General features: G+C 72.3%; 12 protein-coding genes. 8 read left to right on the top strand and 4 right to left on the bottom strand.

Going from position 1 to position 14948, the window contains the following annotated elements:
- Window positions 1–283: 283 nt before the first annotated feature.
- The 5 genes from ACFS27_RS09470 (at window position 284) to ACFS27_RS09450 (ending at window position 5900) form a co-directional block, all read left to right on the top strand.
- Complete coding sequence (locus tag ACFS27_RS09470; RefSeq protein WP_377182274.1) at window positions 284–1537, top strand: phosphotransferase; 1254 nt, start codon at window positions 284–286, stop codon at window positions 1535–1537.
- Window positions 1534–3015, top strand: a complete 1482-nt coding sequence (locus ACFS27_RS09465) for a sensor histidine kinase (RefSeq protein ID WP_377182272.1) — start codon at window positions 1534–1536, stop codon at window positions 3013–3015. Before ACFS27_RS09470 ends, ACFS27_RS09465 begins: the two co-directional genes overlap by 4 nt.
- A complete protein-coding gene (locus tag ACFS27_RS09460; RefSeq protein ID WP_377182270.1) occupies window positions 3012–3677 on the top strand; it encodes a response regulator transcription factor in 666 nt (221 codons plus the stop codon). Before ACFS27_RS09465 ends, ACFS27_RS09460 begins: the two co-directional genes overlap by 4 nt.
- A gap of 138 nt (window positions 3678–3815) precedes the next feature.
- Window positions 3816–4283, top strand: a complete 468-nt coding sequence (locus ACFS27_RS09455; protein ID WP_377182268.1) for a hypothetical protein — start codon at window positions 3816–3818, stop codon at window positions 4281–4283.
- 123 nt (window positions 4284–4406) lie between these two features.
- Window positions 4407–5900 carry a M81 family metallopeptidase gene (locus ACFS27_RS09450; RefSeq protein ID WP_377182266.1) on the top strand — a complete coding sequence of 498 codons (1494 nt, stop codon included), beginning with the start codon at window positions 4407–4409 and terminating at the stop codon, window positions 5898–5900.
- Window positions 5901–5912: 12 nt separating this feature from the next.
- Here ACFS27_RS09450 and ACFS27_RS09445 read toward each other — a convergent pair whose 3' ends face one another.
- A complete protein-coding gene (locus ACFS27_RS09445) occupies window positions 5913–7037 on the bottom strand; it encodes a GNAT family N-acetyltransferase (RefSeq protein ID WP_377182264.1) in 1125 nt (374 codons plus the stop codon).
- Between the two features lie 69 nt (window positions 7038–7106).
- On the opposite strand from ACFS27_RS09445, the gene ACFS27_RS09440 reads away from it, so the two are divergent.
- A complete protein-coding gene (locus ACFS27_RS09440) occupies window positions 7107–9536 on the top strand; it encodes a glycoside hydrolase family 3 C-terminal domain-containing protein (protein ID WP_377182262.1) in 2430 nt (809 codons plus the stop codon).
- A 291-nt stretch (window positions 9537–9827) separates the two neighbouring features.
- Here ACFS27_RS09440 and ACFS27_RS09435 read toward each other — a convergent pair whose 3' ends face one another.
- Together ACFS27_RS09435 and ACFS27_RS09430 are read right to left on the bottom strand one after the other, a co-directional pair.
- Entirely contained in the window at window positions 9828–10964 is a 1137-nt protein-coding gene (locus ACFS27_RS09435) for a GNAT family N-acetyltransferase (protein ID WP_377182260.1), read from the bottom strand.
- Window positions 10965–11028: 64 nt separating this feature from the next.
- Complete coding sequence (locus tag ACFS27_RS09430; protein WP_377182258.1) at window positions 11029–11652, bottom strand: NAD(P)-dependent oxidoreductase; 624 nt, start codon at window positions 11650–11652, stop codon at window positions 11029–11031.
- 110 nt (window positions 11653–11762) lie between these two features.
- Here ACFS27_RS09430 and ACFS27_RS09425 point away from each other — a divergent pair, with 110 nt between their 5' ends.
- Entirely contained in the window at window positions 11763–12338 is a 576-nt protein-coding gene (locus ACFS27_RS09425; protein ID WP_377182256.1) for a TetR/AcrR family transcriptional regulator, read from the top strand.
- On the opposite strand, the gene ACFS27_RS09420 is transcribed toward ACFS27_RS09425, so the two are convergent.
- Entirely contained in the window at window positions 12339–13448 is a 1110-nt protein-coding gene (locus ACFS27_RS09420) for a LacI family DNA-binding transcriptional regulator (protein WP_377182254.1), read from the bottom strand.
- A 192-nt stretch (window positions 13449–13640) separates the two neighbouring features.
- Between ACFS27_RS09420 and ACFS27_RS09415 the strand changes: the two genes are divergently transcribed.
- Window positions 13641–14948 carry an ABC transporter substrate-binding protein gene (locus ACFS27_RS09415; protein WP_377182252.1) on the top strand — a complete coding sequence of 436 codons (1308 nt, stop codon included), beginning with the start codon at window positions 13641–13643 and terminating at the stop codon, window positions 14946–14948.

The following is a 14948-nucleotide window of genomic DNA, read 5'->3' as shown; positions in this document are numbered from 1 at the left end:
ACACCTGACTTGCGGTTCGGCGCGGTCGGTGACGGGCAACTTGCGGTTCGGCACCGAGTTGGCCGTTTGAAGACAGGCAACTTGCGGTTCGGCCCGGTCGATGACGGGCAACTTGCGGTTCGGCATCCCCGGAACCGCATAGCCGCAGTGCCCGGCCCGGGCACCGGATGGAGCCGCCCAGCAGGCCTGAAGAGGTCACGTCGCCGCCCGGGTTGTCGGCGGGTTAGAGGATTCTCATCCCGATCAGGGGGCTTTGGTGGGTGGCGGCTGCGAGGATTGCCGGGTGAGCACGCACCTCGACCTGTTGACCGGTGACGCCGCCGCGGGGCTTCTCGATGCCGCCGTGGCGACGGCCGGTGGCGAGCTCGTGGACTGGCGGGTGCGTCAGGTGGACCATCGCCCGGGTTCGACCACCACCGTGGCGTACCGCGCGACCGTGCGCTGGGACGGCGTGGAGCGCTCCGAGACCCTTGGCGCCAGCGTCGGTCGCGCCAGGGACGGCCGCAAGCCCGGCGTGGTCACGCTGTCCGACGGCGACGCGACGGTCGCGGTATGGCGGTTCCCCGGCGACCCGGCACTGCCCGCGCTGCCCCGCGCGTTCAACCCGTCCGCCGTGGAGCAGCTCCTGGCCGGCCTGGGAGTCGGCCCGGCGGAGCGCGCGCACCCAGAGCTCAAGGTGCGGGCCTATCGTCCGACCCGCCGCGCGGTGATCGAGGCACGGGCCGAGGCGGCCCGCGTGTTCCTCAAGGTGCTGCGGCCCCGCAAGGTCGCGGACCTGCACCAGCGCCACACGCTGCTGTCGCGGGCAGGCCTGCCCGTCCCGCGCCCGCTCGGCTGGTCCGACGACGGGCTCCTCGTGCTGTCGCCGCTGCACGGCACCGAGATGCGTGCCGCCGTCCGGGACGGGGGGCCCATCCCGTCGCCGCTCGAGGTGCTGGACCTGCTCGACCGGTTGCCTGCCGAGGTGCGTGACCTGCCGAGGCGCCCGGCCTGGAGCGAGTCGGCCGAGCACTACGCGGGCGTCATCGGGGCGGCGCTGCCCGCGGAGGCCGGCCGGGCCGCCGACCTGGCCGGCGGCATCCGGGCACGTCTCGCGGAGCGCGGCACCGGCGCGGACCCCACGCACGGCGACCTGTACGAGGCGCAGATCATGCTCACCGACGGCCGGATCACCGGGCTGCTCGACGTCGACTCCGCCGGTCCCGGCCACCGTGCCGACGACCTCGCGTGCCTCGTCGCGCACCTGGACGTGCTGTCCCTCGTGCACGGGTCGGACTCGGCACAGGCCAGGTACGCGGCGCGCATGCGCAGGCTCGCCGCGGACTACGCGGAGGGGTTCGTCGCCGCGCCGGGCGGCAGGGGAGCGGACCGGAGCGACCTGGCCGCACGCGTCGCCGGCGTCCTGCTCTCCCTGGCAACGGGTCCCCACCGTGTGCAGGAACGCGGGTGGCAGGCCGCGACCTCACGCCGGCTGGACGTCGTGGCCGGCTGGCTCGACGGGTCGCGGCTCGCGCCGTCCGGCTCGGGTCGCGCATGAGCCTGCGCAGACCGTCGGTCCGGGCAAAGGTGGTGACGGTGGTCGTGGCGGTGACGGCCATCGGGCTGCTCGCCACGGGCCTGCTCACCCACGCCATCCAGTCGCAGCAGATCATGGACGACATCTCCGAGGACTTCGACCAGGAGATCCGCGAGCTGCAGCAGCTCGCGGAGAACGGCGTGGACCCGGAGACGGGCGCCGAGTTCCACGGTGCCGGGCGCCTCATGAGCGTCGCCATGGAGCGGAACGTGCCCGGTACCAACGAGATGTTCGTGAGCTATCTGGACGGCAGGCACCAGCAGTCGAACCCGCCCGCGATGGGCCGGTTCGTCGAGGAGAGCGCGGAGGTCCAGGCGGCTGTCGAGAGCCTCACACCGCAGTCGGAACGGACCGTCCAGCGTGAGATCGACACGGAGATCGGCCGGGTGTGGTTCGTCGTCGTGCCGGTGACGGTGCCCGACCGGGACGAGGTGGGCGCGTACGTCATGGCGTCCGCCCTGGACCGGGCGCTCAGGGCGGAGACCGACGTCATGCGGACCTACGCGATCGTCTGCAGCGTCGCGCTGGTGCTGCTGGGGGTGTTCGCGTGGCTCGTGGTGAGCCGGCTGCTGCGCCCGCTGCGGCAGCTCAGCTCCACCGCGACCCGCGTGACCGAGACCGACCTGTCCCAGCGCGTCCCCGTGGCCACCGACGACGACCTCGGCGAGCTCGCCGGCGCGTTCAACACCATGCTCGACCGCCTGTCCACGGCCATCGAGACGCAGCGCCAGTTCCTGGACGACGCCGGGCACGAGCTCCGCACGCCGCTGACCGTCCTGCGCGGCCACCTGGAGGTGCTCGACCCGGACGACCCGGCGGACGTGCGCGAGACCAGGGACCTCCTGCTCGACGAGACGTCCAGGATGGGGCAGATCGTCGAGGAGCTGGTCCTGCTCGCGAAGGCGGAGCGGGCCGACTTCGTGACGCCGGTCCCGATGGACCTGGGCCGGCTCACCGACGACGTGCACGACAAGGCGCGCGCGCTGGGCGCGCGGCGCTGGGTGGTGGACGCCCGGGCCGACGCAGAGGTCGTCGCCGACGCGCACCGGCTCACCCAGGCGGTGCTGCAGCTCGGCGACAACGCGGTGAAGTTCACGGGCCCCGACGACGAGGTGGGTATCGGCACGCAGGTGGTCGACGGTCCGTCCGGCCGCCAGGTGCGGCTCTGGGTGCGCGACACCGGGCCAGGCGTGCCGCCCGACGAGGCCGACCGCATCTTCGACCGGTTCGCGCGCGGCAGCACGACGGGCGGCGCGCCCGGATCAGGCCTCGGCCTGGCGATCGTCCAGGCCATCGCGCAGGGCCATGGCGGCGACGTAGCGGTCGAGCGGTCGGACGGCGGCGGGGCGCGCTTCGTGATGACGTGGCCCGCCGACGGCGGAGCGTCGCCGGGCACGCAACCCGCGGCCAGGAGTGCGGCGACGGAGGAGGCAGGTTGAACCAGATCCTGATCGCGGAGGACGAGGAGCGCATCGCGCAGTTCGTCCGCAAGGGGCTCAAGGCCCACGGGTTCCAGCCCACCGTGGTGTCCGACGGCGCGTCGGCACTCGCCCACGCCATGTCCGGCGGCTACGACCTGATGGTCCTGGACATCGGGCTGCCCGTGCTGGACGGGTTCACGGTGCTGCAGCGCCTGCGCGACGTCGGCTCCACGCTGCCCGTGGTGATCCTCACGGCACGGGACTCGCTGTCCGACCGGGTGGCCGGCCTGGAGGGCGGAGCCGACGACTACATGTCCAAGCCCTTCGGCTTCGACGAGCTGCTCGCCCGGATCCGGCTGAGGCTGCGGCGTGCCACGGGGGAGGCTGCGCCGTCCGACCGGCTGGAGCACGGCGACGTCGGGCTCGACCTGCGCACGCGCACCGCCACCGTGGCGGGGCGCGAGGTGGAGCTGTCGGCGCGGGAGTTCGCGCTCGCGGAGGTGTTCCTCCAGCACCCGGGCCAGGTCATGTCGCGGGAGCAGCTGCTGTCACGCGTCTGGGGCTACGACTTCGACCCGGGCTCCAACGTGGTGGACGTGTACGTGCGCTACCTGCGCAAGAAGCTCGGGGTGGACCGGATCGAGACGGTGCGCGGGGCGGGCTACCGGTTCAAGGGCTGACGCGCAGCCGGGGGCCCGGGCGGCCCCCGAGTACATGAGAGGCGTCTCATCCAGATCTCCTCGTCACCTCATGCTGGCGTCGCAGACTGATCTCAGGAGGCACCCGGAGGGGGTGCCGCGAGACCGGAGGTCACAGAGATGAACCCCTCGACCATGAAGAAGCGCTGGGCCATCGTCGGGGCAGCCGCAGTGATCGGAGTCGCAGGTGCGACCACCGCAGCGGCGCTCAACGACCCGGCCCCGCGTGCCGAGTCCTCCGCGGCGGTCGCGCTGGACAGTGGGGCGCCGTCCGACGGCGGTGCGGACGCGACCACCGCTGACCCCTCGCCGGAGTCGGCTGACTCGCCGAACGAGTCAGCCCGCGACACCCCCGGCTCAGCCCAGTCGGCGGACTCGCCGGGCGATGCGAACTACGACCCCTCGCCGGAGTCGGCGGACTCGCCGAACGAGTCGGCGCACGACACCCCGGGCTCGGCCCAGTCGGCGGACTCGCCGGACGACTCGAACTACGTCGGCGACCAGGACGACGACACCCCGAACGACGCGGACGACGACCAGGACGACGACCAGGACGACGACGCGGACGACGACGGCCGGGACGACTGACCGCTGTGGGACACCCCCGCGACCCGCACGAGGCCAGGTGGCCGGCAGCTCCACTGCCGACCACCTGGTCTTTTGCTGTGGAATGCGTACAAAGTCGTAACCCGTCCCGCCTACACTGCGCGCGTGACCCGTACCCACCATCGTCCGCGGATCGCGATCTGCGGCATGGCCATCGAGTCCAGCACGTTCTCCCCGCACCGCTCGGGCTGGGAGGCGTTCACCCTGCTGCGCGGCAACGAGCTGGTCCGGCGGTACCCGTTCCTCCGGGACGGCGCTCCCCTGCGCCGGGAGGCGGAATGGGTGGGCATCCTGCGGGCAGGCGCCCTTCCGGGCGGCGCGGTCCCTGCCGACGTGTACGAGACGATCCGCACCGAGATCGGCCTGGCGCTGGAGGCGCAGGGCCCGTTCGACGGCGTGCTGCTCGACATCCACGGGGCCATGGCCGTGCTCGGGTACACCGACGCGGAGGCGGACCTCGCGCGGGCGGTGCGCACCGCCGTCGGGCCGGGCTGCCTGGTCTCCGCCTCCATGGACCTGCACGGCAACGTGTCGCGGGAGCTCGCCGAGATCGTCGACCTCATCGCCTGCCACCGCATGTCGCCGCACGAGGACGACGACGAGGCACGCGAGCGCGCGGCCACCACCCTGCTGCACCGGATCGACGGGGCGGGCCGGCCGCGCAAGGCCTGGGTGCCGATCCCGGTGCTGCTGCCGGGGGAGAAGACGAGCACACGGCTCGAGCCCGCACAGGGCATCTACGAGGACGTGGCGCGGGTCGGCGCGCTGGACGGCGTGCTGGACGCCTCCGTATGGGTCGGCTACGCCTGGGCGGACGAACCGCGCTGCCGGGCCACCGTGGTCGTCATGGGCGACGACGACGCGCTCATCTCCCGCGAGGCCGAACGGCTGGCCCGCCGGTACTGGGACGCCCGCGACGAGTTCGAGTTCGTCACCCCTGCCGGTACCTACGAGGAGTGCCTGGCAGCGGTGCTGGCGAGCGACGCGCGGCCGTTCGTCCTGTCGGACTCGGGAGACAACCCCATGGCCGGCGGCGCTGGCGACGTCACCTGGACGCTGGCGCGGCTCCTGGCGGAGCCGGTCTTCGCCGTTCCGGCAGAGGCCGGCGGCCGGAGCGCGATCTACGCGTCCCTGCCCGACCCCGAGGCGGCCCGCGCGGTGGCCGACGCCGGGGTGGGCTCGGTCGTCGAGGTGACGGCCGGCGCCAGGGTCGACGACGGCCCGCACGGCCCCGTGACGCTGCGGGGCGTCGTCGAGCACGTACGCACCGACGACCCGCTGGCAGGGAAGGTGTGCGTCGTGGCGGCCGGCGGGCTGAAGGTCGTCCTGACCGAGCGCCGTCGGCCCTATCACCTGGAGTCGGACTTCACGGCGATCGGCCTGGACCCGCGCGGCACCGACGTCGTGATCGTGAAGATCGGCACCCTCGAGACCGAGCTGTACGACATGGCCGAGGACTGGATGCTCATGCTCACCCCTGGCGGCGTCGACCAGGACCTGCTCCGGCTGCGGCACACCAGCCTTGGCGGACCGGTGCACCCGTTCGACGACGACGAGGCGTTCGGCGAGGGCCCTGACCTGACCCCGACGCTCCTCTGACGAAGGAACGGGTCAGAGCGCGCCCTGGAACGTCGCGCAGCCGCCGGCAGGGACGAACCCGAGCGCGACGTTGATCGCCAGCATGTGCGGGTTCTCCTCGTTGTTCCAGGTGTAGATGCGCCGGGACCCGGGCCGCAGCCGAGCGTGCTCGCGCAGGTTCACCGCCTTGACCAGCATCCCGAGCCGGTGCCCGCGGTGCGCCTTGAGCACGACCGTCGCCTGCTGGTCGGAGTGGTCGGGCTTGAGATCGTTCCACTGCAGCATCGTCATCGCGACGAGCTGCCCGGTGGCGACGTGCTCAGCGGCCGTCACCACGTACTGGTCGCCCTTCGCGGCGATCGCCGCCTCCTCGCCGCGGATGCGCTCGGCGTCCCAGACGTCGGCCTCCATGTCGAGCCCGCCGCGGGGCTCGTCGTCCGCCAGGGCCTGCTCCAGCGCGGCGTACTGCTCGATCCACTCCTCCGGCGTCGGCGCGGTCCAGGTATGGACCCGGTACGCGTCGCCGGCCGCGGCGCTGGACTCGGCCTCGAACCGCGCCACCGCCTCGGGCGCGACCGGCAGGTCGACGCGCGAGCGGCGTTCCACGATCTGCAGGTCCAGGCCCTGCTTCCGAGCCAGGTGAACACCCGGCAGGCCGGCGGAGACGTGCCCGTTGCCCGACTCAGGGGTCAGCACCTCACCCTCGGGCGGCTCGGCGCCGAAGTCGACCGGCGCGAGGACCGACGTCCGGCCCTCCGCCCGAGCCGTGGTGCGGAGCCACTCCGCCAGCGCCGTGCCGATGCCCTGCCTGCGGTGCTCCGGATGCACGACGATCAGACCGATCGCGAGCTCCGGGTTCGAGCGGACCTGGAGATTCAGGACGGCGTTCCCCACCACCTGCGGGCCGTCGGGCGCGTCCACGACGGCGAGCCGGCGCAGCTTGCGCACGTAGCTCTGGTTGTTCAGCGCGACCATGATCCCGACCGGGGTCGGCGCGGCGTCCGCGTTGCCGAGATCGGCCAGCTCCGCAGCGGCGTGCAGCTGGGCCATGCCTTGGTATGCCCACGCCTCGGGGTCGTCGAGGGAGGAGATGCGGGGCGCATCCATCAGCCGCCACGTCGACGTCGTCGGGGCGGGTACTGCGGAGGGTGCGGTCATGGACCAAGGGTGCTCGCGGGGATCGCGGGGCGCACGGTTTTTTCGCGCGACCCCCGATACCGTGACCGCATGACGAAGAGGGCGGACCCCGGCATCCCGGCGGCACCGGCGGCGGTCGTCCGGAAGCTCACCCTCGAGCAGAAGGCACGGCTCTTGTCCGGCGCCTCCTTCTGGACCACGGCGGAGGTCCCGGGCGTTCCTTCGGCGTTCCTCGCGGACGGTCCCCACGGCGTCCGTCGGCTCGCCCCCGACGTCGGCGACATCGAGGGCGCCGTGCCCGCCACCTGCTTCCCGCCGGCGGTGGCGCTCGGCAGCACGTTCGACGTCGGCCTGGTCCGGCGCGTGGGCGAGGCGGTGGCGGAGGAGGCGAAGCAGCGCGGGGTCGACGTCGTGCTCGGTCCCGGCATCAACATCAAGCGCAGCCCGCTGTGCGGCCGCAACTTCGAGTACGTCGCCGAGGACCCGCTGCTCGCCGGCGAGATCGGTGCGGCGCTCGTCACCGGCATCCAGGGTGGCAGCGTCGCCACGAGCCTCAAGCACTTCGCCGCGAACAACCAGGAGACGGAGCGCATGCGCGTCTCCGCCGACATCGACGAGCGCACCCTCCGCGAGATCTACCTGCGCGGCTTCCAGCGCGTGGTCACCACCGCACGGCCCGCCACGCTCATGTCGTCGTACAACCGCATCAACGGCACCCACACCGGCGAGGACCGCCGCATCACCACCGACATCCTGCGCGGCGAATGGGGCTTCGACGGTCTCGTCATGTCCGACTGGGGCGCCGTCCACGACCGCATCGCGGGCATTCGTGCGGGCCTGGACCTGGAGATGCCCGCCGCGGGGGAGGACCGGGTCAAGGAGATCGTCAGGGCCGTGGGGTCAGGTGCCCTCGACCTCGCCGACGTCGACCGCTCGGCAACCCGGGTGGTCACCCTGGCGCTCGCGGCGCAGACGGCGCGTGGTGAGGCAGGACCAGGTGAGGCAGCCCCTGGTGAGGGAGCGCCGCCCGCCGAACGTGGGCACGAGCCCGAGGCCTGGCACGACGCCGCGCACCACGCCCTGGCGCGCGAGGCGGCGAGCCGCGCGGTGGTGCTGCTCAAGAACGACGGCGGCCTGCTGCCGCTGACCCCGCGGACACGCATCGCGGTGGTCGGCGAGCTCGCCCGCACGCCGCGCTACCAGGGCTCCGGCTCGTCCCAGATCGTCCCGACCCGGCTCGACGACGCCCTCGCTGCGATCGAGGACTCGGCCACCGAGGTCGTCTTCGCGCCGGGCTACGAGCTCGACCCCACCGGCACGACCCGCCGGAGGCGTGCGGTCGGGAGGTTCTGGAAGCGATCGGCCGACGCCGCCGAGGCCCTGGCCGCCGACGCGGTGGCGGCCGCCCGCGACGCGGCAGTGGTGATCTTCTTCGCGGGGCTCCCGCAGTCGGCCGAGGCGGAGGGCCGCGACCGCCCGGACCTCGAGCTCCCGGCCGTCCAGCTCGACCTGCTGGACCGGTTGCTGGAGGTCAACCCGCACGTGGTCGTGGTGCTGTCGAACGGATCGGTGGTTCGCCTCTCGGGGTTCGCGGACCGGGTGCCCGCGATCGTGGAGGGCTGGCTGCTGGGCCAGGCCGGTGGCGGTGCGCTGGCCGACGTGCTGTTCGGGCGCGTCAACCCGTCCGGCCGGCTCGCCGAGACCATCCCGCTCCGGATCGAGGACACCCCGGCGTGGACCAGCTTTCCTGGCACGGGCCTGCACGTCACCTATGGCGAGGGCATCTACGTGGGCTACCGCTGGTACGACGCGCGCGACCTCGCGGTGCAGTACCCGTTCGGCCACGGCCTCTCGTACACGACGTTCGCGTACTCGGGTCTGGCGGTCTCCGGAGACAAGTCCTCGGCCGACGGCGGCGGCCTCACCGCCCGCGTGACCGTCACCAACACCGGCGAGGTCGCCGGCCGTGAGGTGGTGCAGTGCTACGTGTCCCTGCCGGGCTCCGCCGTCCCGCGGGCCCCGCGTGCCCTCGCCGCCTTCGCCGTCGTCGACCTGGCGCCCGGCGAGTCCCGGGAGGTCGAGCTGCCGGTGGCCCGGGACGACCTCGCGTACTGGGACGTCCGCACCGACCGGTGGCGGGTCGAGGGCGGCGCCTACCGCGTCGAGGTGGGCGCCTCGAGCCGCGACCTCCGGGCGACCGCCGAGGTCGAGGTTCCGCCGGACGGCTTCGTCGCGCCGCTCACGGCCGAGTCCTCGCTGGGCGAGGCGATGGCGCACCCCGTCATCGGCCCGACCGTCACGGGGATGCTGCACGGAGCCGGCCTGTCCGACGACGTCATGATCATGACCAGGGCGATGCCCCTGGACCGTCTCCCGTACCAGCCCGGATCGGGCGTGACGCACAAGCAGGTACGGCAGCTGCTCGACGTCGCGAACGGCACCGGCGGCCTCGTGAACCGTGCGGCCGCGAAGGTGCTGGGCCTGGTCGGACGCCGACGGAGGACCGGCCGACCGAGGTAGGGCCGTGTCGAGACCGGTCGCCCGCTGCAAGTTCGGTCGGTTGCAAGGTGCGGCAATTGAGATCGGTCGCATGACCTGAGATCGGTCCAACGATGGACCGATCTCAGGTCAAGCGACCGAAGCAAGCAACGCGTCATGACGGAGGACCGAACTCAGAGTCGCGACGACCGGTGGGGCTCTCCGCGCTTGGGCTCTGCCTGCATGATCTGGAGCGTAGAACTTGCAGGGTCTGGAGCGTGGACCGGGCAGGGCTCGTAGGGTGGAGAGGCGGGCCACCTGCGCAGGCGGGGGTCATAGGCGCTTCTGGAGGGCCGCCTCCGCGCCCGACGGGCGGAAGCCCAGTGCGACGTTGATGCCCAGCATGTGCGCGTTCTCCTCGGCGTTGAACGTGTGCACGCGCTCCGTCTGCGGGTACCGTGCGGCGAGCTCGCGCAGGTTGACCGCCTTGACCAGCATGCCGAGCCGGTGTCCGCGGTGGGACCGCACCGCGATCGTCTCCTCCTGGAACACGAACGCCGGCTTGCCGTCCTGCAGCAGGAACGACGTGCCGGCCGCGATCTCGCCCGTCGGGACGTGCTCGACGAGGGTGACCAGCAGGCGCTGGCCGCTGTCGGCCCTGTCCTGGAGGTAGACCCGCACCCGCTCGGCGTCCCACGCCTCCTCGCCGAAGTCGAGCTCGCCCTGCGGCACGTCCGTCGACATCCGGGCCATGAGCTGGGCGTATCCCTCGTGCCACTCCTCGGGGATGCCCTCCCAGGTGTGCGTCCGGTAATCGTCGCCGGCCTTCGCACGCGCCTCCGCCTCGAACTCCGCCAGCGTGTCGGGGTCCACCGGCAGGTCGAGCCGCGACATCCGCTCCACCTGCTCGATGGTGTACCCACGGCCGAGCGCGAACCGGACCCCGGCGGTGTCGGCGGGCAGCCGTCCGGCGCCGGTGGCCGGCACCAGCGCTTCCTCGTCGGCGGCAGCCTCCCGCGGCGACAGCGACCAGCTGAAGAACGTGGTCCGTCCGGAGTCGGCGGCAGCATCTTCGGCCCGCGCCGCGAGGGCCGTGCCGATACCTTGCCGCCGGTGGTCCGGATGGACCCCCACGTAGATGTCGGCGGTGTGCGTGTTGTCCTTGAGCGCCATCGCGAGGAACGCGAAGCCGACGACGTCGTCAGCGGTCGGCGCTCCACCGCCGGGGCGGTCGAGGACCGCGACGAACCGATGCTTGCGCGAGTACTCCTGGTGCAGCATCCCGCTGACCATCTGCTGCGCCGGGCGGGCGAGGTCGTCGTAGCCAAGGGTCGCGGTCTCCACCGCCCGGTCGACGGCGGCCATCCCGTGGTACGCCCAGGCGTCCGGGTGGTCGGCGGACGGTACCGCCGCCACCTCGAGGACGTGCCACGTCATCGGCGCCGGCGTGTGTCCGGTGGGGGAGGTCATGCCACCAGGGTGCCCCCGGCCCGCCGTCGGCGGCGAGGTAATTTCGGCGGCCGGGGCACCCGGGTCAGGCGGCTACGGAGATCGCCTGTCCGACGGCGGTGCGGTCCGTCAGTGCGTCGAGCATCGCCAGGGCGAGGTCGGGGCGGGCGATCGTCCAGGCCCAGCGCACGTTGCCGTCCCGCCGTGCCTTGTAGCTCCCTGTGCCCGGCCGGTCCTGGAGACGCGGCGGTCGCATGATCGTCCAGTCGACGTCGCTCGCCCGGATCACCTGCTCCATCGCCTCCAGGTCCAGGTTCACCTCCGCGAGGGCCCGCATCAGGATCGGTTTGGCGACGTAGCGGGAGAGCGGGTCGTCGCCGTCGATCAGCCAGCCGCTGGCGCTGATCGCGACCAGCCGGCGCACACCGGCACCGTCCATGGCCGCGAGGACGGCGGTGATGCCGTCCCGCAGGACGTGCGCCGACTCGCCGGGCACCGGCCCGAGGCAGCTCGCGACGGCGTCGACACCCTCGAAGGCGGAGGTGAGCGCGGCGACGTCGGACGCGTCGGCGACGCGGACCTCACCGGGCGGGTCGGGCAGCCGGGCCGGGTCACGCACGACGGCGACGACCTCGTGCCCGGCCGCCGCGGCGGCGCGGACGAGCTCGCGGCCGGTGCGGCCGCTCGCTCCGACGACAGCGATCTTCATGACATCTCCTTGGTCCGGGTGGTGCGACGGAAGGGGGTGAGTGAATACTTACTAACACAGTGTCACCCGGCAGGAGCACTGGTCAAGGGAACGGGGCGAGAATGTCTGGCATGAGCACACGGGAGCGGATCCTCGACGCGGCGGCGCTGGTGATGCGCGAGCAGGGCGTCGCGCACGCCACGACCAAGGAGATCGCGCGGGCGGCCGGCTGCTCCGAAGCGCTGCTGTACCGCCACTTCGACGACAAGCAAGGGCTGTTCATGGCGGTCCTGCAGGAACGGCTGCCTGGCTTCGCCCTGCCCGACTCCGCTGTCGGTACGGGAACCGTCGAGGCGAACCTCGCGCGGCTCGTCGCCGGGCTGCTCGACTTCTACGTCGACAGCTTTCCGATCTCGGCCTCGATCTTCTCCAGCAGCACGCTCCTGGCGCGGCACCGGGAGGCGATAGCCGCGCACGGCGCAGGGCCGCAGATCCCGCAGCTGCGGGTGCAGGCCTACCTGGAGGCGGAGCGTGGAGCCGGCCGGGTGCGCGCCGACGCGGACCTCGAGGCTGTCTCGCGCCTGCTGGTCGGTGCCGCGCTGCACCAGGCTTTCCTCGCCGTGTTCTGGGACGACGGGAGCGCAGGCGAGCCCGGCCTGGGCCGCCGCCTGGTGGCGCCGGTCCTCCCGGGGCTGCTGACGGCCTGACTACGCGGCGGGCGGGGGAGCCGTGCTCGCGCGCTCGACCAGCCGGGTGGGCAGGCGGGTGTGCTTGCTCGCCGTGGTGCCGGACTCGAGCATCGCGATGACCATGCGGAGCGCCTCGGCGCCCATCTCGTGCAGGGACTGGGCGATGGTCGTCAGCGGCGGGGTCGATGCGGCGGCCTCGGGGATGTTGTCGAACCCGATGACCGACAGGTCCTCGGGAACGCGCAGCCCCAGCTCCTGGGCCACCTCGATGACGTGGATGGCCGACAGGTCGTTCGCTGCGAAGACGGCGGTCGGCCGGTCGGCCCGTTCGAGCAGGTCGTGCGTGGGGCGGTCGGACCGGTCCGGGCGGTAGCCGCCCTCGAGCACCAGGGTCGGGTCGGGCGTGAGGCCTGCGGCGGTCATCGCCTCGACGAAGCCCAGCTCGCGCAGGCGGGCCGACTCCAGGTCGGCGCGCCCGCCCAGGTAGCCGATGCGGGTGTGGCCGAGGGCGATGAGGTGCTCGGTGGCGGTGCGTGCACCGCCCAGGTTGTCGGAGTCCACGGTGGCAGGTCCGGTGGGGCCGGTGTGCGGGTCGATCGCGACGATGGGGACGCCCTCGTGCACCGGGAGCGCGAGCGTGGGCGTGACGATCACCACGCCGTCGATCAGGGTGCCTGCGAGGCGCGACAGCGAGCGGCGTTCCCAGCCCACGTGGTCCGAGCGTCCGGCGTCACCGCAGTAGGCGAGCAGCTCGTAGCCCGTGCCGTTGATGGCGGCGGAGATGCCCTTGAGGAGCTCCGTGCTGAACGGCTCGAACTCCGCGACGAGCACGCCGATCACGTTGGTCTGCCGGCGGCGCAGGCTGCGTGCGACGAGGGACGACTCGTATCCGAGGTCGGCGACGACGCCGAGCACCCGCTCCGCGGTGGCCGCCGCCACGCCGTACCGGCCGTTGACGACCTTTGACACGGTGGCGACGGAGACGCCGGCGACCCGGGCGACGTCGGTGATGGTGGCGCGGCCGGTCGCACGTTCCTGGGTGGCGAAGGGGGCCGGGGTCTCCGGACCGCTCGTCACGCTGTCACCCGGTCCGGCGGTGGACCCGGGTGAGCCTGTCCCACTGTGCACGGAAGCGAGAGTACCCCGGGCAACCACGTGTGTCTGGTGGTGGCGACCGTTTCGAAATCGATATCGAAACCGATTGACGAAACCCGCGGCCGACTGCCACAGTCCTGACTGACGGACCTGTCGTCCGTCAAACGGCAGCCTCCTGCCGACCGTCGATGACGACTTACAAGGGGTTCCACAATGATGAGGAAGATGCGCGGAGCAGCGCTCGTCGCGCTCGGCAGCACCGTCGCACTGCTCGTGTCCGGCTGCGTCGGCGCCGGCTCCGAACCGGACGGCGGCGACTCCAGCGAGAACGCCGATGCCCAGGAGTTCACCTGGTGGCACAACTCGAACGGTGGTGACGGCGAGGAGTACTACGCCCAGGTCGCCGCTGACTTCGAGGCGGAGACCGGTGCCACGGTGAACATCCAGGCCATGGAGCACCAGGACATGCTGACCAAGCTCCAGGCGGCGTTCCAGTCCGGCGACGACGACCAGATCCCGGACGTCTACATGAGTCGCGGTGGCGGCGAGCTCGCCGCAGAGGTCGAGGCAGGCCTCGTCCGCGACCTCACCGAGGACTCCGCCGACACGATCAGCACGATCTCGAACTTCACCGACCAGTACACGCTGGACGACAAGGTCTACGCGCTGCCCTACTCCATCGGCCTCGTCGGCTTCTGGTACAACAAGGAGATCTTCGAGGAGGCCGGCATCACCGAGGTGTCGCCGAGCCCGACCATCGAGGAGTTCAACGGCTACGTCGACAAGCTGAAGGACTCCGGGGAGACCCCGCTGGCCGTCGGTGCCGGCGACAAGTGGCCGGCCGCGCACTACTGGTACTACGGCGTGGTCCGGGAGTGCCCGTACGAGACCGTCGAGGCGGCCATCGACAGCGCCGACTACTCCGACCCGTGCTTCCTCAAGGCGGGCGAGCACGTCGAGGACATCATCGCGAAGGAGCCGTTCAACAGGGGCTTCCTCACCACCCCGGCGCAGACCGGCCCGACGTCGGCCTCCGGCCTGCTCGCTACCGGCAAGGTCGGGATGGAGCTCGCCGGTCACTGGGAGCCCACCACCGCGAGCGACCTCACCGCGGACGGCAAGGTGCCCGACTTCCTCGGCTGGTTCGCGTTCCCGACGTTCGAGGGCCAGGCGGGCGACCCCGTCGACCAGATGGGCGGCGGTGACGCGTGGTCGGTCTCGTCCGCAGCGCCCGACGTGGCGGTCGAGTTCGCCAACTACCTCCTCACGGACGAGGTCCAGCAGGGCTTCGCCGAGCGCGACATGGGCCTGCCGACCAACCCCGCCGCGACCGGCTCGCTCACGAACGAGACCCTCGCGCAGCTCATCCCGGTGCGTGACGGCGGTGGCGTGACCCAGCTCTACCTGGACACCCGCCTCGGTCAGTCCGTCGGCGGTGCCATGAACGACGAGATCGCTCTCCTGTTCGCCGGTGAGTCGGGTCCGCAGGACGTCGTCGACGCCATCCAGACCGCTGCTGAAGCGGAGCAGTGA

The organism is Promicromonospora vindobonensis (genome assembly GCF_042685865.1).
GTDB lineage: Bacteria > Actinomycetota > Actinomycetes > Actinomycetales > Cellulomonadaceae > Promicromonospora > Promicromonospora vindobonensis.
This window is presented reverse-complemented; position numbering and strand designations above follow the sequence as displayed.

What these genes read in the sequence shown, in the direction of transcription:
- ACFS27_RS09430 (WP_377182258.1), bottom strand. Translation starts at nt 11,652, where the DNA reads ATGAAGATCGCTGTCGTCGGAGCGAGCGGCCGCACCGGCCGCGAGCTC.
- ACFS27_RS09415 (WP_377182252.1), top strand. Translation starts at nt 13,641, where the DNA reads ATGCGCGGAGCAGCGCTCGTCGCGCTCGGCAGCACCGTCGCACTGCTC.
- ACFS27_RS09445 (WP_377182264.1), bottom strand. Translation starts at nt 7,037, where the DNA reads ATGACCGCACCCTCCGCAGTACCCGCCCCGACGACGTCGACGTGGCGG.
- ACFS27_RS09435 (WP_377182260.1), bottom strand. Translation starts at nt 10,964, where the DNA reads ATGACCTCCCCCACCGGACACACGCCGGCGCCGATGACGTGGCACGTC.
- ACFS27_RS09440 (WP_377182262.1), top strand. Translation starts at nt 7,107, where the DNA reads ATGACGAAGAGGGCGGACCCCGGCATCCCGGCGGCACCGGCGGCGGTC.
- ACFS27_RS09465 (WP_377182272.1), top strand. Translation starts at nt 1,534, where the DNA reads ATGAGCCTGCGCAGACCGTCGGTCCGGGCAAAGGTGGTGACGGTGGTC.
- ACFS27_RS09455 (WP_377182268.1), top strand. Translation starts at nt 3,816, where the DNA reads ATGAACCCCTCGACCATGAAGAAGCGCTGGGCCATCGTCGGGGCAGCC.
- ACFS27_RS09425 (WP_377182256.1), top strand. Translation starts at nt 11,763, where the DNA reads ATGAGCACACGGGAGCGGATCCTCGACGCGGCGGCGCTGGTGATGCGC.